The organism is Pantoea sp. RCC30.1 (assembly GCF_058148845.1).
In genome coordinates this window covers 48,502-75,447 of record NZ_JBXUHX010000002.1, presented here as the reverse complement: position 1 = coordinate 75,447, position 26,946 = coordinate 48,502, and the positions used below count along the sequence as shown (strand labels likewise).

The 26,946-nt window shown below is 56.0% G+C and carries 26 protein-coding genes; 17 read left to right on the top strand and 9 right to left on the bottom strand.

Features of this window, described 5'->3' with window-relative positions:
* The first annotated feature begins 174 nt into the window (after positions 1–174).
* The 5 genes from AC2LB6_RS02870 (at position 175) to AC2LB6_RS02850 (ending at position 3,867) form a co-directional block, all read left to right on the top strand.
* Positions 175–1,356, top strand: a complete 1,182-nt coding sequence (locus AC2LB6_RS02870) for a glycosyltransferase family 4 protein (protein ID WP_490092374.1) — start codon at positions 175–177, stop codon at positions 1,354–1,356.
* Between the two features lie 68 nt (positions 1,357–1,424).
* Positions 1,425–1,670, top strand: a complete 246-nt coding sequence (locus AC2LB6_RS02865) for a hypothetical protein (protein ID WP_490092373.1) — start codon at positions 1,425–1,427, stop codon at positions 1,668–1,670.
* Between the two features lie 31 nt (positions 1,671–1,701).
* The gene (ampC, locus tag AC2LB6_RS02860; protein WP_490092372.1) at positions 1,702–2,856 is read left to right on the top strand and encodes a class C beta-lactamase; all 1,155 of its coding nucleotides are present in this window, start codon (positions 1,702–1,704) and stop codon (positions 2,854–2,856) included.
* Between the two features lie 88 nt (positions 2,857–2,944).
* Positions 2,945–3,397 carry an Xre family toxin-antitoxin system antitoxin gene (locus AC2LB6_RS02855; RefSeq protein ID WP_490092371.1) on the top strand — a complete coding sequence of 151 codons (453 nt, stop codon included), beginning with the start codon at positions 2,945–2,947 and terminating at the stop codon, positions 3,395–3,397.
* Complete coding sequence (locus tag AC2LB6_RS02850) at positions 3,397–3,867, top strand: RES family NAD+ phosphorylase (RefSeq protein ID WP_490092370.1); 471 nt, start codon at positions 3,397–3,399, stop codon at positions 3,865–3,867. The genes AC2LB6_RS02855 and AC2LB6_RS02850 overlap by 1 nt, the downstream gene beginning before the upstream one ends.
* On the opposite strand, the gene AC2LB6_RS02845 is transcribed toward AC2LB6_RS02850, so the two are convergent.
* The 3 genes from AC2LB6_RS02845 to AC2LB6_RS02835 all read right to left on the bottom strand — a co-directional run bounded on the left by AC2LB6_RS02845 (position 3,812) and on the right by AC2LB6_RS02835 (position 8,009).
* Positions 3,812–5,719: a glycoside hydrolase family 15 protein gene (locus AC2LB6_RS02845; RefSeq protein ID WP_490092369.1), complete on the bottom strand. Its 1,908-nt coding sequence runs from the start codon at positions 5,717–5,719 to the stop codon at positions 3,812–3,814. The genes AC2LB6_RS02850 and AC2LB6_RS02845 overlap by 56 nt on opposite strands.
* Positions 5,720–5,818: 99 nt before the next feature.
* Positions 5,819–6,712 (bottom strand): SDR family oxidoreductase, encoded by an 894-nt coding sequence (locus tag AC2LB6_RS02840; RefSeq protein WP_490092368.1) that lies wholly within the window; start codon positions 6,710–6,712, stop codon positions 5,819–5,821.
* A 262-nt stretch (positions 6,713–6,974) separates the two neighbouring features.
* Entirely contained in the window at positions 6,975–8,009 is a 1,035-nt protein-coding gene (locus AC2LB6_RS02835) for a LacI family DNA-binding transcriptional regulator (protein ID WP_490092367.1), read from the bottom strand.
* Positions 8,010–8,232: 223 nt separating this feature from the next.
* Here AC2LB6_RS02835 and AC2LB6_RS02830 point away from each other — a divergent pair, with 223 nt between their 5' ends.
* The 4 genes from AC2LB6_RS02830 to AC2LB6_RS02815 all read left to right on the top strand — a co-directional run bounded on the left by AC2LB6_RS02830 (position 8,233) and on the right by AC2LB6_RS02815 (position 13,448).
* Positions 8,233–9,258 (top strand): ABC transporter substrate-binding protein, encoded by a 1,026-nt coding sequence (locus tag AC2LB6_RS02830; protein WP_490092366.1) that lies wholly within the window; start codon positions 8,233–8,235, stop codon positions 9,256–9,258.
* A gap of 88 nt (positions 9,259–9,346) precedes the next feature.
* Positions 9,347–11,572, top strand: coding sequence for an ABC transporter permease (locus tag AC2LB6_RS02825; protein ID WP_490092365.1), 2,226 nt, complete (start codon positions 9,347–9,349; stop codon positions 11,570–11,572).
* A complete protein-coding gene (locus tag AC2LB6_RS02820) occupies positions 11,569–12,630 on the top strand; it encodes an ABC transporter ATP-binding protein (RefSeq protein ID WP_490092364.1) in 1,062 nt (353 codons plus the stop codon). Before AC2LB6_RS02825 ends, AC2LB6_RS02820 begins: the two co-directional genes overlap by 4 nt.
* Before the next feature lie 23 nt (positions 12,631–12,653).
* Positions 12,654–13,448 carry an inositol monophosphatase family protein gene (locus AC2LB6_RS02815; protein ID WP_490092363.1) on the top strand — a complete coding sequence of 265 codons (795 nt, stop codon included), beginning with the start codon at positions 12,654–12,656 and terminating at the stop codon, positions 13,446–13,448.
* A 35-nt stretch (positions 13,449–13,483) separates the two neighbouring features.
* On the opposite strand, the gene AC2LB6_RS02810 is transcribed toward AC2LB6_RS02815, so the two are convergent.
* Entirely contained in the window at positions 13,484–13,915 is a 432-nt protein-coding gene (locus AC2LB6_RS02810) for a GNAT family N-acetyltransferase (RefSeq protein ID WP_490092362.1), read from the bottom strand.
* 179 nt (positions 13,916–14,094) lie between these two features.
* Here AC2LB6_RS02810 and hipB point away from each other — a divergent pair, with 179 nt between their 5' ends.
* The 5 genes from hipB to AC2LB6_RS02785 all read left to right on the top strand — a co-directional run bounded on the left by hipB (position 14,095) and on the right by AC2LB6_RS02785 (position 19,732).
* Positions 14,095–14,343, top strand: coding sequence for a type II toxin-antitoxin system antitoxin HipB (gene hipB, locus AC2LB6_RS02805; RefSeq protein ID WP_490092361.1), 249 nt, complete (start codon positions 14,095–14,097; stop codon positions 14,341–14,343).
* Entirely contained in the window at positions 14,343–15,656 is a 1,314-nt protein-coding gene (locus AC2LB6_RS02800; protein ID WP_490092360.1) for a type II toxin-antitoxin system HipA family toxin, read from the top strand. The genes hipB and AC2LB6_RS02800 overlap by 1 nt, the downstream gene beginning before the upstream one ends.
* Positions 15,657–15,750: 94 nt before the next feature.
* The gene (locus AC2LB6_RS02795; RefSeq protein ID WP_490092359.1) at positions 15,751–15,957 is read left to right on the top strand and encodes a type II toxin-antitoxin system MqsA family antitoxin; all 207 of its coding nucleotides are present in this window, start codon (positions 15,751–15,753) and stop codon (positions 15,955–15,957) included.
* 241 nt (positions 15,958–16,198) lie between these two features.
* Positions 16,199–17,572: a M24 family metallopeptidase gene (locus tag AC2LB6_RS02790; RefSeq protein ID WP_490092358.1), complete on the top strand. Its 1,374-nt coding sequence runs from the start codon at positions 16,199–16,201 to the stop codon at positions 17,570–17,572.
* Positions 17,573–17,686: 114 nt separating this feature from the next.
* Positions 17,687–19,732 carry an FUSC family protein gene (locus tag AC2LB6_RS02785; RefSeq protein WP_490092357.1) on the top strand — a complete coding sequence of 682 codons (2,046 nt, stop codon included), beginning with the start codon at positions 17,687–17,689 and terminating at the stop codon, positions 19,730–19,732.
* Positions 19,733–20,090: 358 nt separating this feature from the next.
* Here the strand turns inward: AC2LB6_RS02785 and AC2LB6_RS02780 are convergent, their stop codons facing one another.
* The 3 genes from AC2LB6_RS02780 to AC2LB6_RS02770 form a co-directional block, all read right to left on the bottom strand.
* Positions 20,091–20,420, bottom strand: a complete 330-nt coding sequence (locus AC2LB6_RS02780; RefSeq protein ID WP_490092356.1) for a gamma-glutamylcyclotransferase family protein — start codon at positions 20,418–20,420, stop codon at positions 20,091–20,093.
* A 36-nt stretch (positions 20,421–20,456) separates the two neighbouring features.
* Positions 20,457–20,915, bottom strand: coding sequence for a hypothetical protein (locus AC2LB6_RS02775; protein ID WP_490092355.1), 459 nt, complete (start codon positions 20,913–20,915; stop codon positions 20,457–20,459).
* Between the two features lie 336 nt (positions 20,916–21,251).
* On the bottom strand, positions 21,252–22,346 hold the full coding sequence (locus AC2LB6_RS02770) for a thioredoxin domain-containing protein (protein WP_490092354.1): 1,095 nt from the start codon (positions 22,344–22,346) through the stop codon (positions 21,252–21,254).
* Between the two features lie 369 nt (positions 22,347–22,715).
* On the opposite strand from AC2LB6_RS02770, the gene uraH reads away from it, so the two are divergent.
* Positions 22,716–23,138, top strand: a complete 423-nt coding sequence (gene uraH, locus AC2LB6_RS02765; RefSeq protein WP_490092353.1) for a hydroxyisourate hydrolase — start codon at positions 22,716–22,718, stop codon at positions 23,136–23,138.
* A gap of 16 nt (positions 23,139–23,154) precedes the next feature.
* On the opposite strand, the gene AC2LB6_RS02760 is transcribed toward uraH, so the two are convergent.
* Positions 23,155–24,072, bottom strand: coding sequence for a LysR family transcriptional regulator (locus AC2LB6_RS02760; protein ID WP_490092352.1), 918 nt, complete (start codon positions 24,070–24,072; stop codon positions 23,155–23,157).
* A 153-nt stretch (positions 24,073–24,225) separates the two neighbouring features.
* Here AC2LB6_RS02760 and AC2LB6_RS02755 point away from each other — a divergent pair, with 153 nt between their 5' ends.
* Together AC2LB6_RS02755 and AC2LB6_RS02750 are read left to right on the top strand one after the other, a co-directional pair.
* Positions 24,226–24,975: a glucose 1-dehydrogenase gene (locus AC2LB6_RS02755; RefSeq protein ID WP_490092351.1), complete on the top strand. Its 750-nt coding sequence runs from the start codon at positions 24,226–24,228 to the stop codon at positions 24,973–24,975.
* A 180-nt stretch (positions 24,976–25,155) separates the two neighbouring features.
* Positions 25,156–26,256 carry an NADH:flavin oxidoreductase/NADH oxidase gene (locus AC2LB6_RS02750; protein WP_490092350.1) on the top strand — a complete coding sequence of 367 codons (1,101 nt, stop codon included), beginning with the start codon at positions 25,156–25,158 and terminating at the stop codon, positions 26,254–26,256.
* Positions 26,257–26,299: 43 nt separating this feature from the next.
* Here the strand turns inward: AC2LB6_RS02750 and AC2LB6_RS02745 are convergent, their stop codons facing one another.
* A complete protein-coding gene (locus AC2LB6_RS02745) occupies positions 26,300–26,884 on the bottom strand; it encodes an NUDIX domain-containing protein (protein WP_490092349.1) in 585 nt (194 codons plus the stop codon).
* Positions 26,885–26,946 lie beyond the last annotated feature (62 nt).

The window sequence follows — 26,946 nt, the reverse complement described above, 5'->3', positions numbered from 1 at the left end:
AAAAAACGCATATTCATAATCAGACACAACTATGACTGTTTTATCACCGGGCGTAATCATTAGAAAAACTGTCGAAGGCGCATCGGAAGGGGCTTTTAGGATATTGCTCAAACGTATCCACAGCGATCGCGTGATATAGATCACTCTGGACATAAAGGACTCTGGAAAACGATCATGAAAATTGGAATCACAAATAACCAGTATCCGGAGCAACGTAATATCTTAGTTAATCCGGATAACCAATATATCAATCTGAAAAAGAGCAATCTGTTCTACTTTATTAATCCGTTACGGACCCGATTGCTTAAAAAGAATAAAACCTTTGTCTTTCAGCCTGTGCCTTTTTCAGGGGCATCACGGGCTGACATCCTGCATCTGTTTAACGAAGTCGCGATCACCCAGCAGAAGTGGGTAGCGTCGTTCGAAACGGAGCTGCCGCGTGTGCTGCCGGTGGCGGGTGTTGCCAAGCAGGATAACCCTGAGCTGAAACGCCTGATCCCTTATCTGTTAAAAGATAACTGCCTGGGGCTGATTGCTATCTCGGACGCCACGCTGAACATTCAGATGAAACTGTTCAAACCGGATATCGCCCAGCAAATCCGCCGTAAAACCCTGGTGCTGCATCCGCCACAGAAGCTGTTCGTTCAACATAAAGCGCCGCGCCAGTCGGATGTGCTGAAACTGATTTTTGCCGGTAACGAGTTCTACCGTAAAGGCGGGGCCGAAGTGGTGCTGGCGATCAGCGAGCTGATTGAAGAGCGCAAAGTAGACGAGTCGCAGCTGGATGTGCAGCTGATTGGCGATCTCGCCAAGCGTCGTAACGTGGCTCATCGCCAGTTCCAGGATGATGACGCTTTTTACACGGACATTGAGAACCGCATCAAACGCTATCGCTGCTTCACGCATCATTCACAGATGGAAAACAGTACGCTGCTGCAGCTGTTCCGCCAGAGCGATGCCGGACTGTTACCGACCTGGCAGGAGACCTACGGTTTCTCGGTGCTGGAGATGCAGGCTAGCGGCTGCCCGGTGATCACCAGCAACGTTCGCGCATTGCCAGAGATCAATCCTGCCAGCGCGGGCTGGGTGATTGCGAGCCCGCTGAACGCTGACCGTGAATACAGTATTACCTCGGCAGAGCTGAAAATGCAGCTGCGCCAGTCGCTGGTGGAGGGTCTGAAATCAACGATCCTCGCCATCATCGAACGTCCTGAGATGCTGCAGGAGAAAGGCGAAGCGGCCATTCTGCGTATCAAAGAGCAGCATGATACCGATCGTTATATTGCCCGGCTCAACGATATCTACAGCCGTGGTGTGGTAAATGTCACTCAACATCCCCCTGTTGTCTCAATTTGATTAGATTTCTCTGACGGAGCGCGCCAGACTGGCCATACTTATGTGCTGCGTCCCACTGGAGAAATGTTATGAAAATTATCCTCACGCTGCTGCTGTCCGGATTACTGGGCAGCAGCGCTTTTGCTCAGCCCGCTCCGCTTTTTCCGGCCCGCGCGCCACTGGCCCAGCTAACGCCTGTCGCTGCACGCTGCGATCTCTCCGCCTGCCAGACCAACTGCTACACAGAACAATCCCACTGCAACACCCGGGACAACGGTGCCTGCAGTTCACAGGCTCAGATGTGCGTACAGGCCTGTGCCAGCCAATGTAAATAATCCGATTCCGTGAAGAAACCCTTAGTTGCCAATGAAAAAGTCTTTGTTTTACCTTGCGTTATTCTCTGTCTCTGCCAGCTGTGTTGCCGCCGATCTCTCTTCACAGCAGGTTACTTCTCTGGTTAAAACCGCGATCGAACCGCTGATGGAGCAGCAGGAGATCCCCGGCATGTCGGTGGCGGTACTTTATAAAGGCCGGGCGCAGTTTGTGAACTTCGGCGTGGCCGATCTCGGGTCAGGCCGCCGGGTCACGGAAAACACGCTGTTTGAGCTGGGTTCGGTGAGTAAAACCTTTACCGGCACGCTGGCCGGGATCATGATCCGTAACGGCGAAATGCGTCTTAACGATCCGGTACAGAAATACTGGCCGCAGCTGACCGGTGAGCAGTGGCGTCCGGTGCGAATGCTGCATCTGGCGACCTATACCGCGGGCGGCCTGCCTTTACAGCTGCCGGATGAGGTCACCGATCAGGCTTCGCTGCTCAGCTTCTATCAAAACTGGCAACCAGAGGCCACGCCGGGCACGCTGCGTCAGTACTCTAACGCCAGTATCGGTCTGTTTGGCTCGCTGATGGTGAAGGGTAATTATGAGCAGGCGATGGAGCGAAATGTGTTTCAGCCGTTGCGGCTGACGCGCACCTATATCACCGTGCCGCCATCAATGATGCCGGATTACGCCTGGGGCTATAAAAATCGTCAGCCGGTTCGGGTTTCCCCCGGCATGCTGGATGCCGAAGCTTACGGCATTAAATCCACCGCGCGTGACATGCTTACTTTTATGCAAGCCAACGTCGATCCCAACCGCTTATCCTCGGGCAATACCGTGCTGCGCAATGCCATCCGCACCGCGCAGTCGCGTTATTTCAAAGTCGGGAGTCTCTATCAGGGGCTGGGCTGGGAGATGTACGACTGGCCTGCTACTGCTGATACGGTAATCAGCGACAGTGACAATGGTGTGGCGCTAAAACCGCGTCCGGCGACCCTGATCAATCCGGTCAGGCCGTCGCAGAGCGCCAGCTGGGTGCATAAAACCGGTGCCACCAATGGATTTGGTGCCTATATCGCCTTTATTCCTGAGCAGAACAGCGGCATCGTGATCCTCGCCAATAAGAATTACCCCAATCCGCTGCGCATCAGGGCGGCGTGGCAGATTCTGCAGGCATTACAGCAGGGTGCGCCTGAATAACCCGCATCACGCCTGCTCATTGCGGGGCAGGCTGGCACCTTTTGTTCATTTGCGCTAAAATAAAAATCAAATGAACAGGAGGGCTGCTATGTCCATCGCCATCTATACACCCGCTCAGCATCGTCGCGATACGTCGCTGCTGCATGCCCTGAATCTGCCGGAAACACTTCCCGATGCACACCAGCGTATTGTGGTGGGGTTCAGCAGCGGCGTGATCAAACGCACGGCGTCATTGTCCACCTTTGATGAGGGCTGGTTATGCCGTCTGGCGGGCATCGATCGCACCACCTACAACCGCAAAGTGAAAGATCCGGAGCAGACTTTTTCGCCCGATCAGAGCGGACGCATCTATATGCTGATCCGCGTTCTCTCTGCTGCCAGCAAACTGTTTCGCGACGACAGAGAGCGTCTGGTGCAGTGGCTGGAAACGCCCGCCAAAGCGCTGGGCGGTAAAAAACCGGCGGAGATGACCACCACGGTGGCGGGTGCAGAAGCGGTGATTAACCTGATTGGTCAGCTTGAGCATGGCGTGATCACTTGATGGCGGTGCCTTTCTTTCGCTTGGTGAAAAGCGAATATGCGATGACCGCGTTTGATGGTTTTGGTGCCCGCACCTATGGCGGGCGCTGGAATTCTGTCGGAACGGTTTGTGTCTATATGGGATCGAGCCGGGCGCTCTGTGTGCTGGAGGCGCTGGTGCACCTCACCATTCAGGATCTGGCGCACGACTATTCGATGCTGGCGATTAGCGTCCCTGACTCGCTGATCACCGAGCTGTCGCTGGCGGCGTTACCTGATGACTGGCAGGCGGATCCTGCGCCCGCATCCACCCGGCAGATCGGCGACGACTGGCTCGCCAGTCCGGACAACGGCCTGGTGTTGAAAGTGCCGAGCACGCTGACCGGTGAATGGAATGCGCTGTTCAATCCCCGTCACCCGGCAGCGGCGGGCATCATCAATAAGGTCGTGGTGGAGCCGTTTTTCTTCGATCCGCGCTTCCGGCTTCAGTAGCGCGCTGAGTCGCCCCTTTCTTCAATGCCTCTGCTGACGTCTGCGATTCTGATAGCGCCTGCGCCGCGCAGATCAGCGCCAGATGGCTCAGACCCTGCGGCATATTGCCGCGCCAGCTCTGACTGCGGACGTCATACATCTCATTGAAAATATCGACGTTACCGTGGCCGTCCAGCGTATCCAGTATCTCCTGCATCGCCTGTTCTGCCCGGTTTACCTCGCCGATCTCTGCCCAGGCTTCCACCAGCCAGAAGGCGCAGGCAAGAAACGTACTCTCTTCCTGTCTGACCCCACTGTAGCGATAGAGCATGGCGCTGCCATCGCCCAGCTCCTGCTGAATGGTGCGGTAGGTCGAGAGCATCCGCTGTGGATTGACCGCATTGCCGTAGCTGTGAACCAGCGCCAGCGATGCGTCGAGGCGATCGTCACTGCCGGCGTAAAAGAGATAAGCCTGTTTCTGTTCTGACCAGCAATGCGACTCGATCCAGTCGCGGATACGGTCACGTTCCCGCTGCCAGCGCCCCAGCCAGGTCGGTTCGACATGCTGACTCTTTGCCAGCGCCACTGCCCGATCCAGCGCCATCCAGCACGCCATTTTAGAGTGGGTATAATGTTGCAGCTCGGGCAGTTCCCAGATGCCACAATCTTTCTGTCGCCAGTGATCGGCACAGCAGTTCGCCAGTTCGGCCAGCATGCGCGCGGTGGTAATATCCAGTACGTGTCCCGCCTCAATAAAGCGCTGCGCGGTGACCAGCATGTCGCCATACATACTGAGCTGCAGCTGATCGCGGGCATTATTGCCGACCCGCACCGGCTGCGAGTTCTGATAGCCGCTCAGCGGCGGATAACGCTCGGCAGGCACTTCATCACCGTTCAGGGCATAGCAGGCGCGCAGCCTGACGCCGTGACGCATAATGGTCTGTGACAACCACGAAAACGCTGCCTTACAATCTTCCAGCGCCCCGATATAAACAAAGGCTTTGATAATCAGGCAGGCGTCGCGCACCCAGGCGTAGCGGTAATCATAATTTTTGTCGCCGCCGATCCCCTCCGGTAAGGAGGTCGTCGCGGCAGCGGCCAGCGCGCCGGTCGGGGAGTACCAGAGAAACTTCAGCGACAGGGCAGAACGCTTCACCAGCGCCGGATAGCTGCCCTGATAACTCAGGCTCTCCACCCAGCCGGTCCAGCCGGTGTGGCTGGTTTCAATCCGCTGATCGATAGCCTCCAGCGGCGGCACCGCCAGCGGCTCTTTCTCCGTCACCAGCAGCGCGCAGAGCGAACGGGAACCGGCAGTGGATCGCACCGTGGCGCAGACCTGCTCGTCATCCAGCTGGGTAATCTGAATATCGTCACTGGTGCGGAACATTGCCATGATCTCCGCGATGTGAAATACCTTGCCTTTCTCATTGTCGGCTACCCAGGGCGAACGGGTTTCGGCAGCGGTGCCGAAGCGCAGGGTGATCGCTAATTCCATTTCACCGCTGACGCCCTCAATACGGCGTGCCAGTTCGCACCACGGCAGACGGCCCGCCAGCGTGCTGTTAATCGACTCGGTCAGCAGCACGGTGCCACTCTCCGTTTCGAAGCGGGTCTCCAGCACGTTGCTGTTGTCACGGTAGCGGCGCGAGACCTGGTAAGGCGCACACGGGGCGATCTGAAAGTAGCCACCGAGTCCGGCATCAAGCAGGCGATCAAACAGCGGCTTAGCGTCGAGGTTGGGCGCGCACCACCAGTCAATAGAACCATCCGGCGCAATCAGCGCGACCGAACGGCCTTCACCAATAGCGGCATAATCACCCAGACCCGCAAAGCCATCTTCTCTGACCGGCGAATGAAAGATCGGGTTTTTCATGGTCTGCTTCCTTATTTAACTTTTTCACTGTCGCGGGGTGTGTTGAGGGGCAAAAGCAGGACAAAAAAATGGCCGCGTTATGCGGCCATCAGCGTGTGATTACAGTGTGCCGGTGCCGCCATCAGAGCACCAGACCTGACCGGAGGAGTAGCTACTCTCGGTTGAGGCCAGGGTGACGTAGAGTGGGGCAATCTCCACCGGCTGGCCCGGACGGCCCATTGGGGTACCGGCACCAAACTGCTTCACTTTCTCCATCGGCTGGCCACCGCTGGACTGCAGCACGGTCCAGTATGGACCTGGCGCCACGGCGTTAACCCGGATACCGTCGCCACCCAGCTGCTGCGCCAGGGATTTGGTAAAGGCGACAATTGCCGCTTTAGTCTGCGCATAGTCGAGCAGAATATCGCTGGGTTTAAACGCCTGTACCGACGAGGTATTAATAATAGACGCACCGCGAGGCAGATATTCCAGCGCCGCTTTGGTAATCCAGAACATGGCATAAACATTGGTTTTAAACGTCGCGTCAAAATCTTCCGTACTCAGGGTACGAATGGACTCATTAAATTGCTGACGACCGGCGTTATTAACCAGAATATCGAGACCGCCTAATTTATCGGCGGCTTCTTTAACCAGTTGCTGACAGAATTCTTCAGAACGAATGTCGCCAGGAATAGCGAAAACTTTACGGCCTTCCGCTTCGATTAATTTAATCACTTCATCGGCGTCGGGCTGTTCTTCCGGCAGGTAGTTAATTACCACGTCTGCGCCTTCACGGGCATAAGCGATAGCCACTGCGCGGCCAATACCGGAGTCACCTCCGGTGATCAGCGCCTTGCGGCCAGTCAGTCGGCCCGTGCCGCGATAGCTGGTTTCACCGTGGTCGGGAACCGGGATCATCTTGCTGGCAAGGCCTGGCGCCTGTTGTGGCTGGTCCTCAAAAGGAGGCTTAGGGAATTGATCCAGATCGAGCGTCTTGTTAGTAGGTGTCGCCATTGTATGCTCCTTGAACAGAGTTATCTGAGACATTAAGCCTGGCACAAATGTGATATTTGTCACATCTGACTGCTGATTCATTGAGCAGGTAAAACCAGGGAAACTTAATAATGCAGATAAAGCGTAGTCATGAAATCGGAATTATGGGCCGCAGTGTCCGATTATTTTCAGAGCGGGAAGGGGATATTTAAAGCGAAGCGTGGAATTACGTGGGGATTATTTAAGCGAATAAAGCGCATCGACAGAAAATAAAACAGGGCGGTTAACCGCCGCGTACCGAACCCCGCCAGACCACATCCACCGGATATATTCTGCGCTCCTGTTGCTGTTCATTTTTGGGCATTAGTGTCTCCGGCTGCACTTCCGTCTCCACCAGCCAGGCAATGGCATCGCGGGCGAACTGCTCCACCGGCTGCGCAAAGGTGGTGAGGTTGTATGAGGCCCAGCCCGACTGCGGAATGTTGTCGTGCCCCATGATGCAGAGATCCTCCGGAATGCGCAGCGCAAAGCGGTGACGTGCCTCATCCATAAAGCCGCAGGCGAGCAGGTCGGTCGCGCAGTAAACCGCATCAGGGCGGACTTTACGCGTCAGCAGTCGCTGGGCCAGAATCTGTCCGCTTTCATAGGAGGTCGAGCCGAACTGCTCCACCTGAACCGTGACGCCCGCTTTTTGCGCCGCCGCCAGAAAATCGGCTTCGCGCTTCAGCAGGCTCGGCGTGCCCGCCAGTGAATTCACAAAGGCGATGCGACTGCATCCCGCCCGGACAAAGGCGTTAACCGCCATTTCGGCGGCAGGGCGGGAGTCGAGATTAATATTGAGCGTGCCGGGCAGGGATTCGTCGCGGTTAATCAGCACCAGATGCTGACCATGTTTGTAGCAGAGCCGGGTAATGCCGCTGTCCGGCATACCGGAGAGAATAATCGAGGCGTCGGCGCGGAAATTAATTGCCTGTTGCAGCGCAGCGGAAACCCTCGCATCTGAACGGTCGGTGTTAATCAGCATCGCCACTTTTCCCGCTTCCTGCAGGTACTGGGTCATCCAGCGCACCAGGCTGGCACGGTAGGGCGTATCCACCTCGGAGGCGATTAAGCAGACGATGCCGCTGCGGTTGCGCACCAGACCCCGCGCCAGATGATTGACGTGATAGCCCAATTCTTCTGCCGCTTTCATTACCCGCTGACGGGTGGCCGCCGACACGCTGGCACCTGGCGTAAAAGTGCGGGAGACCGCTGAACGGGAGACGCCCGCCCGATCAGCCACATCCTGCGCACTCACCACCGCTTTAAGCTGCTGCATCTTTTTTCCCTGTCCCACCGTTGTCTGCACTGAGTCTGCCTGAAATTGCAAAGCTGTGCAAAGTATGGCTGCACGTAAAGTGTTTCAAATTTGTGACATCGCCTGACAATTGCGTAACAAGTGAATTGACACTGTCGGCGGGTCACCGTACTACTTTGCGCATACGTTTGCACACATGTGCAAAAGCTGGCGCGCCTGCGCCATCCAGCCCCAGGAGAACATCATGCGTTATTCCTCTCTGCTCGCTGCTGTCATTGTCTGCCCTATGATGCCATTTGCTGCCTCGGCGGCTGGCAACCTGAATATGATCTGTTCTGCGGATGTGGTGGTGTGCGAACAGATGACGACGCTGTTCAGCCAGAGTCATCCCGACATCAAACTCAGCATGGTGCGGCTCTCTGCCGGTGAAGCCTATGCCCGTATCCGCAGTGAAGCGCGCAATCCCCGTACCGATATCTGGTGGGCGGGCACCGGGGATCCCCACATGCAGGCTGCCGAAGAGGGACTAACTCAGGCCTACAAATCCCCCCTGCTTGATCAGCAGCAGCCCTGGTCACAAAAAGTGGCGGAGATCTCCGGTTATCGCACCGTGGGCGTCTATGCCGGTGCGCTGGGCTGGGGCTACAACACCAGGCTGCTGGCGGAGAAAAAACTGAAAGTCCCGGCCTGCTGGGCTGACCTGCTCGACCCAGGCTTTAAAGGCGAGATTCAGATCGCCAATCCCAACTCGTCCGGCACGGCTTATAACACCCTGGCGACGCTGGTGCAGATCATGGGCGAAGACAAAGCCTTTGATTACCTGAAGAAGCTCAACGCCAACATCTCGCAATACACCAAATCCGGCTCGGCGCCGGTCAAAGCCGCCGCCCGCGGTGAAACCACCATCGGCATTGTCTTTATGCACGATGCAGTGGCCATGGAAGTGGATGGCTTCCCGATTAAGCCCGTCGCGCCCTGTGAAGGCACCGGCTATGAGATTGGTTCTATGTCGATCATCAAAGGGACACGTAACCTGGCAAACGCTAAAGCCTGGTATGACTGGGCGCTCAGTGCTGAGGCGCAGTCGCACATGAAAGAGGCAAAATCGTTCCAGCTGCCCTCCAATCGCAAGGCGGAGATCTCTGAATATGCGCCGCGTTTCGAGAACATCAAGCTGATCGATTATGACTTCAAAACCTACGGCGACTCGGCAAAACGCAAAGCGCTGCTGGGCCGCTGGGATAAAGAGATTGGTGCCAGCGCACAATAACGGTGGCGTTCTCCCGGCCGCCTGAGCCGGGTTTGTGCCAGACCGCGGTGGCGTAAGCCTGATGTCCGCTTCCTGATTGAGGTGATTTATGAATGCGCACAATCGTCGCTTAACCGGCGCGCTGCTGGCGGGAGCCGTCGCGCTGACGCTGCTGCCCTGGTATAGCCTGGAGCAGGGCTTCTTCAGTGGAGACTGGCTGTTCAGCTTATGGGGTGATGAAAACAACGCACCGGCGCTGGGGCAGCTCGCGTTACATCGCTGGCTGGGCATCGCCGTGGCGCTGTGGCTGCTCTCTGCTGCCAGCGCTTTTCTGCCGCCGGGTCGGACGCGCAGCGCGCTACTGCTGCTGTTCAGCGTCGCGGGAATCCTGTTTCTGGTGCTGGAAGGGCATGCCATCGGGTTCAGTGGCTGGAGCTGGCTATGGCTGGAAAATTTCTTTGGCCCGCTGGCGCAGGGACAACCGGCGATGGGCGCGGGCGCGCTGTTGCTGCTGACCGTATTTTTGCTGATCTTCGCCTTTGCGCTGGCGGAGCGCGGCGTGCTGAAAGGTGATGCCTTTGTGGTGGCGTCGATTGTGCTGCTGGTAGCGCTGGTCACCACCTTTGTGCTCTATCCGGTGTTAAGCCTGTTTGTCGCCTCGGTGCAGGATATTGATGGCGGCTTCAAACCGGACGGACTGATTGCCAATATGCAGGACCCTGCAATCTGGAGTCTCTCCTGTTTGACCGGTGGCACCTGCGGCACTGCCTGGCGCACGCTGGGACTGGCGCTGATGACCGCCAGTGGTTCTACGCTGCTGGGCCTGGCGTTTGCGCTGGCGGCCACGCGCACCTCGCTGCCGTGCAAGAAAGCACTGCGGATGCTGACCATTCTGCCGATTATCACGCCACCGTTTGTTATCGGGCTGGCGCTGATCCTGCTGTTTGGCCGCTCCGGCGTGGTGACAGAATCGCTGGCGACGCTGTTCGGCATCGAACCGGGCCGCTGGCTCTATGGCATGACCGGCATCTGGATTGCGCAGGTGCTGTCGTTTACCCCGATCGCTTTCCTGGTGCTGATTGGCGTGGTTGAGGGCGTTAGCCCGTCACTGGAAGAGGCCTCTCAGACACTGCGCGCCAGCCGCTGGCGTACTTTCTCCCGCATCTCGCTGCCGCTGATGGCGCCGGGTCTGGCCAACGCCTTCTTAATCAGCTTTATCGAAAGCATGGCTGATTTCGGTAACCCGATGGTGCTGGGCGGCAGTCATGGCGTGCTCTCGACAGAAATCTTCTTCTCTGTGGTCGGCGCACAGAACGACCCGAGCCGCGCGGCGGTGCTGGCGATGATCCTGCTGGGCTTTACGTTGACCGCGTTTCTGGTGCAGCGCGTCTGGCTCTCCGGAAAAAGCTTCGCCACCGTGACCGGTAAAGGCGACGGTGGCCGTCACGTGATGCTGCCACGTCCGGTGCGCTACAGCGTCTATGGCATGGTCATTCCGTGGGGGCTCTTCACCCTGGTGATCTACGGCATGATCATGATTGGCGGCTTTGTGCAGTCCTGGGGGCTGAATAACAATCTGACGCTGGATCATTACATCCGCGCCTTCAGCATCAGCGTGAATCAGGGTCAGCTGGTCTGGAGCGGCGTCGCCTGGAACTCCTTCTGGACCACGCTGGAGATTGCCCTGATCGCTGCGCCGCTCACCGCTATTGTGGGGCTGCTGACGGCCTGGCTGATTGTGCGGCAGAAGTTTGCCGGCCGTCAGACCTTTGAATTTATGCTGATGCTGAGCTTCGCCATTCCCGGCACGGTCATCGGCGTGAGTTATGTGATGGCCTATAACCTGCCACCGCTGGAGATAACCGGCACCGCGATGATCCTGATCGCCTGCTTTGTCTTTCGTAATATGCCGGTGGGCGTGCGTGGCGGGATTGCGGCGATGAGCCAGCTGGATAAAAGCCTGGATGAAGCCTCACTGACGCTGGGTGCTAACAGCTTCAGGACGCTGCGCAAAGTGGTGCTGCCGCTGCTGAAACCGGCGATCAGCGCCGCGCTGGTCTACGCCTTCGTGCGGGCCATTACCTCAATCAGCGCGGTGATTTTCCTGGTCAGCGCCCAATACAACATGGCGACCTCTTACATTGTCGGGCTGGTGGAGAACGGGGAGTATGGCGTCGCGATTGCCTACTCTTCGGTATTGATCGTGGTGATGCTGCTGATCATTGGCCTGTTCCAGCTGCTGGTGGGCGAACGTCGCCTGCGCCGTGTTACCCAACCGGCGGTGATTGTTGCCGCACCCTCTGCATCCACTCTGACTCAGGAGAGAGCCGTATGACGACCATTAACGCCGGATCGGTGGTGTTTGAACATGTCGCAAAGCGTTTTGCCGGTTTTACTGCAGTGCCGGATCTGTCGCTCACCGTAGAGCCGGGCACGCTGGTGACGCTGCTCGGGCCCTCCGGCTGCGGCAAGACCACCACGCTGCGGCTGCTGGCCGGACTGGAGCATCCCACCTCGGGGAGGATTCTGATTGGCGGCAAAGATGTGACGCATTTGCCCGCCAACGAGCGTGACGTGGCGATGGTGTTTCAGTCCTATGCGCTGTTTCCCCACATGAACGCCATCGACAATATTCTTTACGGGCTGCTCTCCTCGGGCATGAACAAACGCGAGGCGCAGGACAGGGCGCGCGAAGGGCTGAAGCTGGTGGGGCTGGAGAATCAGGGACAGCGGCTGCCGTCTGAACTTTCTGGCGGACAGCAGCAGCGTATTGCGGTGGCGCGTGCGCTGGTGCTGGAACCGCAGGTGCTGCTGCTCGATGAGCCGCTGTCGAACCTCGATGAGCGTCTGCGCCGTCGGGTGCGCACCGATATCCGTGATCTGCAGCAGCGGCTCGGGTTTACCGCCGTCTACGTGACCCATGATCAGGAGGAGGCGCTGGCGGTCTCCGATAAGATTATTGTCATGAAAGAGGGGGATATTGCCCAGCAGGGCGCACCGGAGACGCTCTACCATTCGCCCAATTCGGTCTTCATCGCCGACTTTATGGGGGAAGCGAATATTCTGCCCTGTGAAGTGGAACAGGCGGATGCAGATGATGCGCTGGTCCGTCTGGGTAATCAGCGTTTCCGGGTGCGGGGTGCGGGCGCTAAAACCGGCAGTGCCCAGCTGGCAGTGCGGCCGCAGTTTATTACCCTGTCCGGTGACGGTCAGGGGGCGTTGCGGGGAGAAGTCATCCACAGCACCTGGCTGGGTGACCATATTGAATATGAAGTCGCTACCGAGCTGGGCGCGCTGTTCATTATCGACCCGCAGATGGAACAGCGTCTGCCGCTTGCCACCCTGGTCGGCGTCAACTTTAAGCCGCAGGGCCTTGCCCTGATTGCCCGTTAATCTGATTAACCCGAGGAGTAAGCATGGAATCGCATGATGAAATAATGGCGCGACTGGCTTTAGCGGAGGCCGTGGCCCGTGAAGGTGGTGCGACGGCGTTATCCTACTTTAATCGCCGCGACACGCTGGTGGTGGAGACCAAGTACGATTTGCAGGATGTGGTATCGATTGCCGACCGTGAAGTGGAGCAGCTGATCGCCCGCCGCATACAGGATGCGTTTCCCGATGACGGCTTCCTGGGCGAGGAGTCGGGGCTGCACGCGGGAACCTCTGACTATACCTGGGTGGTTGATCCGATCGATGGCACCAGCCCATTTCTTAATGGGATGCCGAGCTGGTGTGTTTCAGTCGCGGTGCTGCGCGGCGATGTGCCGGTTATCGGGGTGATTTTCGCACCCACCTATGAAGAGTGCTATGTGGCGGCACTGGGGCAGGGCGCGACGCTGAACGGTCGTCGTCTGCAGGTCGATCCCACACGCACGCTGCAAAACCACGTCACCGGCTTTGGCGCTAACAGTTATGTCAGTCCGCAGCAGGTTGGCGAGATTGTGGCGGCGCTGCTGTCGGCGGGCGGTAACTTTATCCGCATTGGCTCGGGCGCGCTGATGCTGGCGTGGGTCGCCGCCGGTCGGGTCGTGGGTTACTACGAACCTTATATGCACGCCTGGGATTGCCTGGCAGGTTATTGCCTGGTGAAAGAGGCGGGCGGCTGGTACCACCCGTTCAACACCGAAGGCGACCGCATCACCAAAGGGGCGCAGGTGCTTGCTGTAGCGCCCGGTGCCGAAGCAGACCTGCGGCGCATCGCCGGTTTGTGACCCTGTAACGCTGACTGCATTGATTACGGTCAGCGTTATTCTTTTAACCTAAGCGTTTTCGTCAGGTAATGACGCTGCATCCCGGTCTGTGGAAAATCGGGCAGGGACATCTGCTGCTGATAACCCTGTTTCTGATAAAACGGCAGAGCCTGAAAGCTGAAGGTGTCTACCAGCGCAAAGAGACATCCCATCTTAATCGCCTTCTGTTCCGCGGCTTCCATCAGCGCGCGACCCAGACCGCTGCCTCGCACTGTTTCGTCCACCCAGAGAAAATCAATGCAGAGCCAGTTTCCTTTGCGCGAGGCGATCAATCCTCCGCGCAACGCGCCCTCTGCATCTCTGTGAGAAACCGACAGCGGGCCCCAGTTCTCGCGGCTGATAAACTGCCGATTGTAAGCCCCTAATCCTGCCAGCAGCGCTTCCCGGTCATTGTCGTTTTCATGATGTATAAGGGTAAATGTGCTCATCCTGTTCCTCTCATCTCCATGGGTATTTTTATCCCCTATAAAGGATAATTGTCATTTTATCCTCTAAAGGGTATAAAGTAATTATTATCCTTCTCAGAGGATAAGCGGCAATTTATACCCTGTCAGGGATAATGCGCCTGCGCTATGCTTACAGCCTGTGATCCTGAAGGAGTCACCCCATGATATACAGCCCGCTACAGCTGGCAAACCGGCTGAAGCTTATCCGCCAGCGCAATGGCTGGACCCAGAGTGAGCTGGCGAAAAAGGTCGGCCTGAAACAGGCCACCATCTCTCACTTTGAAAATGCGCCTGACAGCACCTCGCTGGCCACGCTGTTTAAGTTGTTACAGGCGCTGGAAGTGAGTCTGGATGTTCAGGAGAAAGAGGAGGTCACAGCACCTCCATTGCATGATGAGGACGAGTGGTAATGCAAAGGCTGATTGCGTGGATGAACGGCGAGCGGGTGGGTGTGCTGACCCGGCAGCGAAACGGCGCTCATGAGTTTCAGTACGATACTGGCTGGCTGAGTAATCCGCTCTCCAGGCCGCTGTCACTCTCAATGCCGTTGCAGGTTAAGGCGATCACCTCACACGCCGTGATTAATTTCTTCGACAACCTGCTGCCGGATAGCCCCTTGATTCGCGACAGAATCGTGGCGCGCTACCAGATTAAATCCCGACAGCCCTTTGACCTGTTGCAGGAAGTGGGACGTGACAGCGTCGGGGCGACCATGCTACTGCCGCCCGATATGCCGCTGCCTGCACTCCAGGCCCGCTATCAGGTGCTGGACGAAGCCCGGCTCGAAAGCGTGCTGTCGGCCTATCAGTCCGATATTCCGCTGGGGATGCTGCGTGAAGAGACCGATTTTCGCATCTCTGTCGCGGGGGCTCAGGAGAAAACCGCACTGCTGCTGACGGAAGAAGGCTGGAGCATTCCTGCCGGGGCCACACCCACGTCGCACATCATTAAGCTGCCGATCGGTGAGATTAAACAACCGGCCGCGACGCTGGATATGCGTGAAAGCGTCGAGAATGAGTATCTCTGTCTGGCGCTGGCCCGCGCACTGGGTATCGACGTGCCGCAGGCGACGATTATCCGGGCCGGAAAGATGCGCGCCCTCGCCGTTGAGCGCTTTGACCGCCGCTGGTCACGCGATAAAACCCGGCTGATCCGTCTGCCGCAGGAGGATTTCTGTCAGGCGCTGGGACTGCCTTCGTCCACCAAATATGAGTCGGACGGCGGGCCGGGCATTGCGGAGATCATGCAGATACTGATGGGATCGAGTAACGCCCTTGAAGATCGCTATCGTTTTATGATGTTCCAGGTGTTTCAGTGGCTGATTGGCGCGACTGACGGTCACGCCAAGAATTTCTCGCTGTTTATTGAGCGCGGCGGCAGTTATCGCCTGACACCCTTTTATGATGTGATCTCCGCATATCCGGTGCTGGGCGGCAACGGCCTGAACAAGCGCGCGTTGAAACTGGCGATGGGACTGCGTGCCACTAAAGGGAAGAAGACGGAGATCGACAAAATCTTCCCACGTCATTTTATCGCCACGGCGAAACAGGTGAATTTTGATCGTGACAGCCTGCAGCAGATTTTCGACTTCTTTATTAAGGGGTTTCCCCAGGCGGTGGTCTCGGTACGCGATGCCTTGCCGGCCGGGTTTCCGCAACATATCGCCGATGCCATCTTCAGCCACTCACTGATTATGCTGGAGCGGTTGCGGCATAGAGAGTGATGGCTGGCACTATCCTGAAAAGCCTGTGCTTCCATGTATCGCTAAGAGCCTGTCAGCTATGCTTATCTGACAGATTGAACAGGGGAGTCAAGGTATGAAGTGTCCGGGATGTGAAGGAGAGGCGTTTGTCTACGCCACGCGTGACGTCAGTCTTAATACGGGGGATCCCGATGACGTGGTGCCGGATGTGAAGGGCGATCACTGCATTCGCTGTGGAGCGGTGATCCTGAATGCCGGCACGGCAGAGCTGTATCCCGAAAAGGCTGAAGCGCTGGAGAATGCAGGCGTGCCTGTCAAATAACATCCGGAGCCCGCTTAGTGCGGGCTTTCTTTTTTTCGGTTTACCCTGTTCTGCTCTGTAAAGCGGCGAATCACCCATAAAAAAGCCTGCACACGGCAGGCAAATCGTTACAACGGAATGTCCATCTATTGATAACACGCAACGAGTAAGTTGTGTGAGGGTGGCACCCTACAGGAGAAACATCAGGTTTACCCTGGGAACGGAAATTATCACACCTTCAATCTGGCCACTGGAGTGCATTATGGATGCCAATCGCTATGCCCTGGAAGTCATCCCTTCGCCGCCGGTATTTCCCGGAGCCGCCAGCCCGGTGATGTCTGATGAAACGCTGCATCGCCGTCTGGCCGCCATTATTCAGCGGATGCAGCAGCAGCAGATTGCGCAGCTGATTATCTATGCCGATAAAGAGCACGGCAGCAATTTTGAATATCTGGTGGGATTCATTCCGCGCTTCGAGGAGGCGTTGCTGGTGGTGAATCAGCAGGGCGAGCTCACTTATATCATGGGTAATGAGAACCTGAAGCTGGTGCCTTTTGCCCGCAATCCGGGTCGCTGTCTGCATGCGCCGGTCTTTTCGCTGCCCAATCAGCCGATGCGCGGTGAGCAGCCGCTGGATCAGTTGTTAACCGAGGCCGGGATTGTAGCGGGAGAACGCACCGGGCTGGTGGGCTGGAAGTTGCTTACCGGCAGAATGTTCGATCTGCCGCATTTCATCTGTGCCGCAGCGGCTCAGGCGGCGGGTGGTGATGCGCAGCTGGTTAACGCGACCGGATTGTTTATCTCGTCTGACAACGGGGTGCGCTGCATTAATTGTGCCGATGAAGTGGCGTTTTATGAGGCTGGTGCCAATCTGGCTTCAACCGCAATGATGGCTGCGCTGGATAGCGTGGAGCCAGGCATCACGGAGAAGGCGTTAGGCGCACGTCTTAACGCAGAAGGTCAGCCGAACACGGTCGTGACGATTGCGGCGACCGGCGAGCGTTTCGCCTATGCCCGGCTTTATCCTTCAGATAAACGGATTGCAGAGGGCGATAAGCTCTCGCTGACCACCGGCTACAAAGGCGGGCTGAGCAGCCGTGCCGCGTATGTCGTCAGTGAGGCTTCTGAGTTACAGTGTCACGTTAACAACTGGTTAACCCGTCTGGCCATCCCCTATTATCACGCGGTGGTCAGCTGGCTGGAGCAGTTGCGTATCGGGATCACCGGCGGCGAACTCTATTCGCTGATAGAAACGGTACTGCCCAGGGCGCAGTATGGCTGGCATCTTAATCCGGGGCATCTGGTGGCGGATGAAGAGTGGCTGAGTTCGCCCATCTATCCCGATTCAGCCGTGACACTGAAGAGCGGTATGTTGCTGCAGATCGACATTATCCCGTCGGTGCCAGGCTATGGCGGCTGCAGTATCGAAGATACCGTTGGACTGGCCGACGCTGCACTGCGTGATGAGCTGGCGCGCGCTTATCCGGATGTCTGGCAGCGTATGACGCAGCGCAAAACTTACCTGACAGAGGTGCTGAAGATTCGGTTGCCGGAAGAGGTGATTTTGCTCTCGAACACGGTAGGGTATTTGCGCCCTTTTTTACTGGATAAGCGCCGTGCGCTGGTGCGCCAGTAGGCAATTAACCGGCCTGATGCGGCCGGTAATAATTTGTATAATTTAACTGAGAGTAAAACGCAGGCGCATCTGTCAGGATACGCGCCTCAGAAAGTTCCTGGTTGCTCTCATTAGATGAAATGGTTTACCAAAAACGCGGTTTTGTTTGCCTGCAAAACCTCTCTTGCCGCGTTTATCGCACTCTCTGTGGCGCTATTACTTAACTTTGAAAAACCCGCCTGGGCGCTGACCACCGTGTTTGTCACCTCGCAACTCTATGCGGCATCAACCGTCTCGAAATCGCTGTTTCGGCTGTTGGGCACGCTGCTTGGTGGCATCTTTATTCTGCTCATCTATCCCGAAACCGTGCAGTCGCCGGTACTGTTCAGCCTCTGTGTGTCGCTGTGGGTGACGGTCTGCCTTTATCTTTCTCTGCATGACCGCACGCCAAAGAGCTACATCTTTATGCTGGCCGGCTACAGCGCGGCCATTATGGGCTTTCCCGACGTGGAGTCGCCGTCGGCGATCATCAACACCGTGATTTCACGTATTGAGGAGATCACGCTGGGGATCCTCTGCAGCACACTGGTTCACCGGCTGGTGTTTCCGGTGTCGATGCATCATCTGCTGGGGCAGAGCGTCAATCTCTGGTTTCAGAACGCGCGCAAACTCTGTGATGAACTGATTAGCGGGATGGCAAAGAACAAATCACTGGAGCGGGAAGATATCCTGGTTCAGATGGCGGGCTATCCGCTGAATGTTGAAACGCTGCTGACGCACTGCGTCTATGAGGGTGAGGCGGCGCGCAATGTCATCCGTCTGGTCAGCGTGCAGTATCAGCATCTGACTTATCTGCTGCCGACCCTCACCGCGATTGAGTCACGGCTGGGCGTACTGGCCGAACTGAACATTCGTTTTCCGCAGAGCGTTACCGACGTTTTTCAGGAATTTCTGTTGTGGCTGCACCACGACCGCATTAATGATATCGCCGGGCTGCGAGAAGCGATTGCCGCCAGCCAGGCGTCACTGGAAGAGGAATGGCGGGCAGGGCAGCTGGCAACAGAAGAGAGCCTGCTGCTGATTGGCCTGCTGGAGCGGATGGCTAACTTTGTGCGTATTGCCGATGCCTATGAGAATGTCAGCGCGCGCGCTGGAGATCTCTATAGCCACGGGGATGGAGCGGCAATCCGCAATATCCGGGAACATCGTCATATCGATAAAGGTCTGCTGAGACTGTCCGCGCTGACCGCTTTCCTGGCGACCTTTCTCTCCAGCCTGTTCTGGATTGGCAGCGGCTGGGCTGACGGCGCGAATGCGCCTTTAATGGCGGCGATCATCAGCTCATTCTTTGCCAGTGTCGATTCCCCGGTGACGCCGATGAAGCTGTTCGTTAAAGGCGTGGTGATTGCGCTGGTGGTGAGTCTGTTCTACATCGCTTTTCTGATCCCGCAGGCCAATACTTTGCAGGCGCTGATGATCTGTCTGCTGCCCGGTCTGATGCTGCTCAGTCTGGTAATCGCCAATCCTGCGACCAATATGATTGGGCTGAGTGTTGCCATTCAGATTCCTGGTTTTATCGGTTTAAGCCATCACTTTGTGCCGAACCTGATCGTTACCCTGAATGCGGCCATCTCGTCAATGGTAGGGATCATGTTCGCGGTGGTGCTGACGGCGCTGATCCGCAACAAACGACCGTCATGGATAGCAAGAAGAGCGGTGCAGCGTGGGCTGCGCGACCTGTTAGGGTTTGTCAAAATGGTGGAGCGCAACTCCGCTACGTTGTTGTCACGTCAGCAATTTATTGCCCGAATGCTCGACAGAGTGAACATCATTCTGCCGCGTAAACGGCTCGATCCGGTGCCGGATATCGTGGTGGGAGGGTATCTGATTACTGAGACCTGGCTGGGTGCTAACTGTTACGACTTCTATGCACGGTATCGCGACGTGCTGGAGAGTCACCGGATTGATAGCGGGCAGATGTTTCACGAGCTGGCGCTCTATCTGAAGCGCAAGATGAAATCGCTGCAGTTAGCGCCGCATCAGGATCTGCTGGAAGAGCTGGATCTGTTGCTGCTGCGGCTGGAGCCGATTGCCCGACAGGAGAGTACAGCGGTCGCGCCATTAATCCATCTGTTTAATATCCGTGTGTCGTTGTTTCCGCATCAGCGCTGGCCGGAGTAACGGGAGAAGAGTGAGCGGGTGGTGTTTAGTGCTATTTGGGTAAGGAAGGACTAATAGCCATCCATTTAGTTACATCATACATTAGATCTAAAATTAATATAAGGTCAGGCATCGTGCCTGATTATCTGGTCTGGTAATGAAAGGGGGCAGGCTTAAGGGAAAGGCTGTGATGACGAAGCGTTGGCTTAAGCAGCTATTATACCCATTGATAATCAGTATGTTGCATACTATTTCCTGTCCGCCAGAGACAGGCGCAATCATTTGGGTATTGAGGTCAAACGCGCATCCGGTAGCTGCTGAAACCAGCAATAAGAGCAGGGCGCGCGCATCTCTGTGCGGGTCAGGAAGATGCAGCTGTTTACTGGGGTGGCTGGAGCTGATAAATCCACGCGGTGTAATGCTGATTTTCCCCGGCAAAAACGCGAACTTCGACGCGATCATAGCCATCTTCAAACGCATCAAGCATTGGCCAGTGAGCATCCAGCTGATCGGAGACAAACAGATATCCCGGCACGTCGGGGCCATGTTCATCCAGAACGATGCCAGGAAAATCGGCCGCCGCACCCCAGCCACGCTCATAGAAGATTCCGTTCACCGAACCGGCCAGCCATTCTCCGCCAATGTTTTCCAGGATATGGGCATTCTCACGGCCCGGGCAGAGCGTGCCATAAACAAATAAGCGTTTCATTTTCTCTCATCATGGAATCCGTCGAAGCCAGCAACTTTAACGTGCCTGAAATCTGATGTCATGTGGCTGTGGGGATTTTCTGGGATGGGTAGATAAAGGGGCAAGAAACGCATGTCGAAATGACGCGCTGTGATAAATTCTGCGGCCAGAGAGCCACATGGGCATCTCAGAATTCATGTAGCGTTGCCATTTTAGTTGAGCATAATACCGGATCTGGTCAGTGAAGCGGGAGATTCCTGAGGCGATGGCCAGTGCGGCATTTTCGTTATCAAACCTGATTGCATGACGATGAGCTGCGGGGTGACAAGCAGAAAAGTGCAAAGCCATAAGAACAGCGTGCTCAGCATGGAAAGGTTTCAGACAACAACGAACACCCAAAAATGACAGAGCGGGATTTGCTGTGAAAAGAAGGTGGAGAGCAATCATGAAGCCTGCGAAAATCGCGCGGTCTGATGTGTGATAAGCTGGCTGAGTGGCTGAGTGGCTGAGTGTCATAGAGGGTCAGAATCCGGGAATTCAGCGATGTCCGGGTATCATAATGAAGTACGCATCAAAGAGCGCATAATGTATATTATGTTAAATTGGATATCTGGTTAGCCTTTCAGCCTTATTATTCTGTTCCCTGCCGTGCCGTTATCCTCGTTGATCATCATTGTCCTCAAGGGCTATTGCCGCTGGCAGTCAGATAAAACGTCATCGCATCTTCTGCCCGAACCTCCGCCATCATTCACGACATTCACATTAAATGACTGGCACCCAAACACGCACTCACTGTTTCTCCTGCGCACCCGCTAAATGAAATGTCATCACGTAACTGTGAGTATGCCGGGTTTAATGACCTGCCGAACCCGAGGCTTTATTGATCGCCGCCTGCAACATCTCTTCCATCGCACCACCTAGATAAATCGTCACCGTCTCTGCGGTCGCACCTGACAGAGGCATAACAATCATTTCCGGCGTTCCCTGAAAACCGGTATTTTTCGCGAGGATATCCGTGCGGGATAATGTGCCGAGCATATCGCTGTTTTTTAGCTTACCGGCGCCGGCTGCAGACGCAGCTTTAGTGACATCTTTTTGAGTCAGCGCGCCTTCAACATGACCACTGGCAAACAGTGCATCGTGGTACTTCAAATAGGCATCACCGCCCTTTTGTTGCCAGATTCGTAATCCGGTTTCGGCCGCCTGGAAAGACGGTTTCCAGCGATAACCAAAAATGGGCCACTCTTTGAAGATAAAGCGCACCTGAGGATTATGTTTCATAAGAGATTGAATGATCGGTGCCTGACGCGCGCAGACGCTGCACTGATAGTCGAAGAATTCTATCACCGCGACTTTTGCCTTTTCAGGCCCTATTGCTGGCACAGTTTTATCATTCAGCAGTTCATCCTGATGCTGAAGAGCCGCTTTGCTCATCGCTTTCATCTGCTCGTCATACTGAATTTTCTGCAGTTCCTGATCCACTTCGATCAATAATTTCGGATGCTTTAGCAAATAGGCTTTCGCCAGCTCACCAATACGTGCTTCCTGTTCAGGCGTAAACAGCGCTTCATCGGCTGGCGTCTGTGCGGGCTTTTGCGTGGCATCCAAATCGGTTACTGCTGGCTGTGGCTCACTTTTTTCTGCTCTGGAAGCTGCCTCTGCGGGCGGATTAACGGCCGTTGAAGGCTGATTTCTCTGAGGCTGTACCTGAACTGGCGCAGTCGCGACGGACTGCTGCTCTGCCGAAGCCGGATTGGATGAGGTTGTCGCCACGGAATCATCCGGTTGCTGCGATGGCTCACGGGTAGCTGGCGCTTCAGAGCTGGCTGGCTGCTGATCCGGGAGCGAAATAGCTGAAGCAGCCGCTGGTTCTGCCGCTATTGCAGTTGAAACGCCGGAAGCGCCAGCCAGTAACATCATGGCCAGCGCCAGTTTATTCATTCTCATTTCTTCTCGTCCTGAATATGGGATCGCTCACGTGTGATGGCGATTTCGGCAGCGCCGCGCTGGCTATTTTCATTAGTGAGGTTTGTAACTCATTGACTCACGTCATATAAAATCGATTTAAGCCTGTTGCCGCCCTGCTATCTCTGCTGAATGTAAAGACGATTTAATCTGTCGCCTTTGTTTCCTGGCTAGCTATGATTGCACCAATGCTGAATGATGGTTTTATAGAGTCATTGTATGATGTAACTAAAGGCATCCCTTTTTCTCGGAAATTTCACATTTCTCCCTGTTAATTATCCCTTTGCCCTCACTCGCATTACTCTCTCTGCACTGTCACCCGACTTCAGACAATCAATAAAGGAAACGTTGATGAAAACTTCATATGCTTTGATCGCAACATTACTGATGACCTCTGGCGCATCCGCTATCGCAGCCCAGCCGGCTGCTGCTAAAAACCCGTTGAGCGTGCACGTTCTTAACCTGCAAACCGGACAGCCAACGGCAGGTATTGAGGTTGAACTGGATCAAAAGCAGCAGGATAACTGGGTGAAACTGGCATCAGGTGTCACCGATAATAACGGTCGCATCAGCGCCCTGTTCCCGCAGGACAAAACCGCCAGCGCGGGCAATTACCGCGTGGTGTTTAAAACCGGTGACTTCTATAAAAAGACCAACCAGAAAACTTTCTTCCCGGAGATTCCGGTTGAGTTCAGCATGGAAGCCAGCGGCGAGCACTACCATATCCCGTTACTGCTGAGCCCGTTTGGTTACTCAACCTATCGCGGCAACTAATCTGCCAATCCGGCACTCAGGTGCCGGATTCCCCCGCTACCCGCGCCGGAAAGCACTCCACCAGCCAGTCAATAAACACCCGTAGCCGTTGGGTCACGTGCCGGTTTTGCGGATAAACAAGATGAAACGGATAACCCTCAGGACGCCAGTCTCGCAGGATCTCCACCATATCGCCCTGCGGCAGAATCGACGACAGCGAATAACTGAACGTCTGAATGATCCCCAGCCCGGCCAGTCCCGCCGCCAGATGCGCATTACTTTCATTTACGCCAATGCGATGCGCGCTGGTGATCTCAATTTTCTCGCCCTGACATTCAAATCGTAACGGAAATGGCTTGCCGGTTTGCGGCGAAAGATAACTCACCAGCCGGTGTCCGTTGCGCAGTTCATCAGGATAAGCAGGAACACCAAATGCTTTCAGATAGGCGGGTGTCGCGCAGGTGATCAGCGTGGCGTGCCCTATCAGACGCGCAATCAGTGTGGAATCGACCAGCGGGCCACCACGGATCACACAATCAATGTTGTCGCTAATCAGGTTGGCCGGGCGGTCAGAGACGCCAAGGTCCAGCGTAATGTCCGGATAGCGGGCAAAGAAATCGGGCAGCAGCGGAATGAGAATATCTCTGGCGGTAGACCCGCCGATATCAACGCGTAATTGCCCGCGCGGTTTACTGCGCCGCGCATTAAAACAGGCATCAATATCCTCGAGATTGTGCATGATACGCAGCGCCTTCTCATAGTATTCCTGCCCTTCTGCGGTGACGGTCACACGCCGGGTGGTGCGTTGCAGTAGCCGGACGGAGAGATGCGCTTCCAGCTCCTGGACCAGCTTGCTCAGCGTCGCTTTCGGCATGTTCAGCGAATCCGCCGCCCGGGTAAAACTGCCGCTTTCCACCACCCGTGAAAAGGCTTTAATCGCCAGCAGCTGATCCATTTAATCCCTCCTATTATCCACCCACATGGACAGTCATTTTCATTTTAGCCGATTTATCCGGCAATCCTCCTCTCTTAAAGTAGCAACCAGTCCGGCAGCACCTCTGACCGGAAAGAGATAAATCTGTCAAAGAAACCATCCGGAGAAAAGCACATGAACGCATCACTCGCAGGAAAAATTGCACTGGTTACAGGCGGAACAAGCGGAATTGGCCTGGCTACCGCACGGGAACTGGCGGCACAGGGCGCACAGGTTTTTATCACCGGCCGGCGCCAGGCGGAACTGGATGCCGCCATCGCTGAAATTGGCGGGACCGTAAGTGGCATTCGCGCAGACGCTTCACAACTGCACGATCTCGACGAAGTTTACTCCCGCATAGCGGCCCAGGCCGGACGACTGGATATTCTGTTCGCCAACGCCGGTGGCGGTGACATGCTGCCGCTGGGCGCGATTACTGAAGAGCACTTTGACCGTATCTTTGGCACCAACGTGCGCGGCGTACTGTTTACCGTGCAGAAAGCCCTGCCTTTACTGGTTGATGGCGCGTCGGTGATTCTGACCGGTTCAACCGCCGGGACACAGGGAACAGAGGCGTTTAGCGTCTACAGCGCCAGTAAAGCGGCGGTACGTAACTTTGCCCGTTCCTGGGCGCTGGATCTGAAAGATCGCGGCATCCGGGTCAATGTCGTGAGTCCCGGCCCGGTTCGTACGCCTGGGCTGGGTGATCTGGTCAGTGAAGATCAGCGTCAGGGCTTGTTTGATGCGCTGGCCGCACAGATACCGCTTGGCCGTCTGGGTGAGCCACAGGAAGTTGCCCGAACTGTGGCGTTTCTCGCGTCTGATGCCGCCAGCTTTATTAACGCGACAGAACTGTTTGTCGATGGTGGAATGGCGCAGGTCTGAGTTCTGATAAAAAACCCAGTTTTAACGGCAGCGGGTTCTTCACCTCGCTGCCTTAGCGCAGCGGTTTACTCTGTTAAGCCCAGCCGCATTCACAAAAAGTCACGTTGCATTCATCCCGCCCGGTAAATCCCCCGCTATAGTTATTGCCTGTCACGTCCGTCATAACACCATGGAGATAACATGAGCCAACTTTTTTCCACTGTCTCGCTGGGCGAACTTACGCTGGATAACCGCATTGTGATTGCACCGATGTGCCAGTACTCTGCTGAATCAGGCAATGCGACTGCCTGGCATCGGATCCATCTTGGCCAGCTGGCCTTTTCCGGTGCCGGTCTGATGATTATTGAAGCCACTGCCGTCGAGGACATTGGCCGCATCTCTCCCGGCGATCTCGGGTTATGGAATGATGACAATGAAGCCGCGCTGAAAACAGTTCTGGAAGATGTGCGCCGCTACTCCTCTATTCCGATCGGTATGCAGCTGGGACATGCGGGACGCAAAGCGTCGTGCGCCGTTCCCTGGGAAGGCGGTAAGCAGATTGCGCCTGAGGCCGGTGGCTGGCAAACCGTGGGCCCGTCAGCAGTGAGCTACAGCGAGGGTGAAGTTAAACCGCTGGCCATGAGCATTGACGATCTGCAGCGGGTGAAACAGGCCTTTGTCGATAGCGCCCGTCGCGCGGTGCGCCTGGGTATTGAACTGATCGAAGTACATGCCGCGCACGGCTATCTGCTGCATCAGTTCCTTTCTCCATTGTCGAATCAGCGCAGCGATGAATATGGCGGTTCGCTGGAAAACCGACTGCGCTTCCCGCTGGAAGTCTTCAAAGCCGTTCGTGAGGCCGTACCTGCTGCCGTGCCGGTCGGCGTGCGCATTTCCGCGACTGACTGGGTTGAAGGCGGCTGGGAAATCGAGCAGTCGATCGACTTCTCCCGTGAGCTGGAAGCGCTGAAATGCGCCTATATTCACGTCTCAAGTGGCGGCCTGTCGGAAAAACAGAAAATCAGCGTCGGCCCGAATTATCAGGTGCCGTTCGCCCGCGATATTCGTGAGCAGGTGTCGATTCCGGTCATTGCTGTTGGCTTAATCACTGAGCCGCAGCAGGCAGAAGATCTGCTGCAACAGGGCGAAGCTGACCTTGTGGCGCTGGCACGCGGTATCCTCTATGACCCACGCTGGCCGTGGCACGCTGCCGCCGCGCTGGATGGCAAAGTGCAGGTTCCGCCGCAGTACCTGCGTTCTGAACCGCATGATGTAAAAGGCATCCTGACGCAGGATCAGTAACGCTAAACGGGCAGACCGCATAAACGGCGGGCTGCCCGCTCTCTTATAAAATGCCTTTCAGCCGCAGATGCTGCAGCAGCATGATAGTTTTGGCATCCACAATCTCTCCCTGACCAATCGCCTGTAGTGCCTGGTCGAAACCGATCTCCAGCACCTCGATATCCTCGCCCTCTTCCGCTATTCCGCCGCCTTCCCCGCTGCGCTCCTGATCACCATATTCAGCAGTGAAGAAGTAAAGCTTCTCGGTCACCGAACCGGGGCTCATGAAGGCTTCAAACACCTTCTCCACCCGGCTGACGCGAAATCCGGTCTCCTCTTCCGCTTCGGCAACAATACGCGCTTCCGGCGAGGCGTTATCCAGCAGACCGGCGGCCGCTTCAATCAGAAAGCCATCATGCCCGTTCAGAAAAACCGGAAAGCGAAACTGTCGGGTCAGTACCACCGTGCGTTTATCACGGTTATAGAGCAGGATCACCGCGCCGTTACCCCGGTCATAGGCTTCGCGGCTCTGCTCCTGCCAGCGACCATCCCGGCGCAGCAGCGAGAAGGTATATTTCTTCAGGGTATACCAGTTATCTGACAGCAACTGCTCGTTGATGATGCGCACGCGGGGATGGTTCTGCTGCATGATGTTCTCCAGGATGAGTAGACAGCCTTTACGCTATCATGCAAAATCGTGCAAACTCAAGA

Coding starts and splice junctions, on each gene's coding strand:
- AC2LB6_RS02870 (WP_490092374.1), top strand. CDS start 175: ATGAAAATTGGAATCACAAATAACCAGTATCCGGAGCAACGTAATATC.
- AC2LB6_RS02865 (WP_490092373.1), top strand. CDS start 1,425: ATGAAAATTATCCTCACGCTGCTGCTGTCCGGATTACTGGGCAGCAGC.
- ampC (WP_490092372.1), top strand. CDS start 1,702: ATGAAAAAGTCTTTGTTTTACCTTGCGTTATTCTCTGTCTCTGCCAGC.
- AC2LB6_RS02855 (WP_490092371.1), top strand. CDS start 2,945: ATGTCCATCGCCATCTATACACCCGCTCAGCATCGTCGCGATACGTCG.
- AC2LB6_RS02850 (WP_490092370.1), top strand. CDS start 3,397: ATGGCGGTGCCTTTCTTTCGCTTGGTGAAAAGCGAATATGCGATGACC.
- AC2LB6_RS02845 (WP_490092369.1), bottom strand. CDS start 5,719: ATGAAAAACCCGATCTTTCATTCGCCGGTCAGAGAAGATGGCTTTGCG.
- AC2LB6_RS02840 (WP_490092368.1), bottom strand. CDS start 6,712: ATGGCGACACCTACTAACAAGACGCTCGATCTGGATCAATTCCCTAAG.
- AC2LB6_RS02835 (WP_490092367.1), bottom strand. CDS start 8,009: ATGCAGCAGCTTAAAGCGGTGGTGAGTGCGCAGGATGTGGCTGATCGG.
- AC2LB6_RS02830 (WP_490092366.1), top strand. CDS start 8,233: ATGCGTTATTCCTCTCTGCTCGCTGCTGTCATTGTCTGCCCTATGATG.
- AC2LB6_RS02825 (WP_490092365.1), top strand. CDS start 9,347: ATGAATGCGCACAATCGTCGCTTAACCGGCGCGCTGCTGGCGGGAGCC.
- AC2LB6_RS02820 (WP_490092364.1), top strand. CDS start 11,569: ATGACGACCATTAACGCCGGATCGGTGGTGTTTGAACATGTCGCAAAG.
- AC2LB6_RS02815 (WP_490092363.1), top strand. CDS start 12,654: ATGGAATCGCATGATGAAATAATGGCGCGACTGGCTTTAGCGGAGGCC.
- AC2LB6_RS02810 (WP_490092362.1), bottom strand. CDS start 13,915: ATGAGCACATTTACCCTTATACATCATGAAAACGACAATGACCGGGAA.
- hipB (WP_490092361.1), top strand. CDS start 14,095: ATGATATACAGCCCGCTACAGCTGGCAAACCGGCTGAAGCTTATCCGC.
- AC2LB6_RS02800 (WP_490092360.1), top strand. CDS start 14,343: ATGCAAAGGCTGATTGCGTGGATGAACGGCGAGCGGGTGGGTGTGCTG.
- AC2LB6_RS02795 (WP_490092359.1), top strand. CDS start 15,751: ATGAAGTGTCCGGGATGTGAAGGAGAGGCGTTTGTCTACGCCACGCGT.
- AC2LB6_RS02790 (WP_490092358.1), top strand. CDS start 16,199: ATGGATGCCAATCGCTATGCCCTGGAAGTCATCCCTTCGCCGCCGGTA.
- AC2LB6_RS02785 (WP_490092357.1), top strand. CDS start 17,687: ATGAAATGGTTTACCAAAAACGCGGTTTTGTTTGCCTGCAAAACCTCT.
- AC2LB6_RS02780 (WP_490092356.1), bottom strand. CDS start 20,420: ATGAAACGCTTATTTGTTTATGGCACGCTCTGCCCGGGCCGTGAGAAT.
- AC2LB6_RS02775 (WP_490092355.1), bottom strand. CDS start 20,915: ATGACACTCAGCCACTCAGCCACTCAGCCAGCTTATCACACATCAGAC.
- AC2LB6_RS02770 (WP_490092354.1), bottom strand. CDS start 22,346: ATGAGAATGAATAAACTGGCGCTGGCCATGATGTTACTGGCTGGCGCT.
- uraH (WP_490092353.1), top strand. CDS start 22,716: ATGAAAACTTCATATGCTTTGATCGCAACATTACTGATGACCTCTGGC.
- AC2LB6_RS02760 (WP_490092352.1), bottom strand. CDS start 24,072: ATGGATCAGCTGCTGGCGATTAAAGCCTTTTCACGGGTGGTGGAAAGC.
- AC2LB6_RS02755 (WP_490092351.1), top strand. CDS start 24,226: ATGAACGCATCACTCGCAGGAAAAATTGCACTGGTTACAGGCGGAACA.
- AC2LB6_RS02750 (WP_490092350.1), top strand. CDS start 25,156: ATGAGCCAACTTTTTTCCACTGTCTCGCTGGGCGAACTTACGCTGGAT.
- AC2LB6_RS02745 (WP_490092349.1), bottom strand. CDS start 26,884: ATGCAGCAGAACCATCCCCGCGTGCGCATCATCAACGAGCAGTTGCTG.